At 72.0% G+C, this 1,174-nt stretch carries 1 protein-coding gene; it reads left to right on the forward strand.

The features are described from left to right. On the forward strand, positions 1-1,169 hold a 1,169-nt coding region (locus tag GKQ77_RS32910), incomplete at its 5' end, for an MFS transporter (RefSeq protein ID WP_258022363.1). Positions 1,170-1,174 lie beyond the last annotated feature (5 nt).

The following is a 1,174-nucleotide window of genomic DNA, read 5'->3' on the forward strand; positions in this document are numbered from 1 at the left end:
CCCAGAAACTGCCCCTGGCCGCCCTACTGGCCCTGGCCACAGCCGTGTTCATCACCAGCCTGACCGAGACGCTGCCCGCGGGCCTGCTGCCCGCCATGAGCGCCGACCTGGGCGTGAGCGAGTCCGCGACGGGCCAGACCGTCACCGTCTACGCCATCGGCACCGCCCTCACCGCGATACCGCTGACGGCGGCGACATCGGGCTGGCGCCGGAAGCGACTGCTCCTCATGGCCATGGCAGGTTTCGCGGCAGCGAACACCGTCACGGCGTTCTCGGGCAACTACACCCTCACGATGGCCGCCCGTTTCCTCGCGGGCGTGGCCGCGGGCCTGGCCTGGGCGCTGCTCGCCGGGTACGCCCGTCGGATGGCGCCCGTCCACCTCCAGGGCAAGGCGATCGCGATCGCGATGGCGGGCATCCCCGTGGCGCTCTCACTCGGCGTACCGGCCGGAACATTCCTGGGCAAGGTGGTCAGCTGGCAGGTGGCGTTCCTGGCCATGACGGGCCTCACGGCGGGCCTGCTCGCGTGGATCGCGGCGCTCGTACCCGACTACCCCGGGCAGCCGCGCGGGGCGACGCCTCCGATGCTGCGGACGCTGCGCGTGCCGGGCGTGACGCCGGTCCTCTTCGTCACGCTGGTGTTCGTCCTCGCGCACACGGTCCTCTACACGTACATCGCGACGTACCTCGACGGACTCGGCATGGGCGACTCGACCGACCTGGTACTGCTGGTCTTCGGCGCGGCGTCCCTGGTCAGCATCTGGCTCGTGGGCACCCTGATCCACCGCAGGCTGCGCGCGCTGATGCTGGCGGCGGTACTGCTCATGGGCGTGGCGGCGGCGGTGTTGGCGGTGTTCTCCGGGACTCCGGTACTCGTATACGCGGCGGTGACGCTGTGGGGCCTGGGCTGGGGCGGCGCGCCGACCCTCCTGCAGACCGCGGCGGGCGACGCGGGCGGCGACGCGGCGGACACCGCGCAGGCCATGCTGGTCACGCTGTGGAACGTGGCCATGGCCGCCGGCGGAGTAGCGGGCGGCCTCCTCCTGAACCTCTCCGGCACGGAGTCCTTCCCCTGGACCATCCTGCTCCTCCTCATCCCGGTCCTCCTCGCGGTTCTCGCCTCCCGGACCCACGGATTTCCCGCGAAGCGGGCGGCTGCGGGGAAGTGAAGGGG

The sequence above is a fragment of the Streptomyces anatolicus genome, from assembly GCF_019400875.1.
Classification (GTDB): Bacteria; Actinomycetota; Actinomycetes; order Streptomycetales; family Streptomycetaceae; genus Streptomyces; species Streptomyces anatolicus.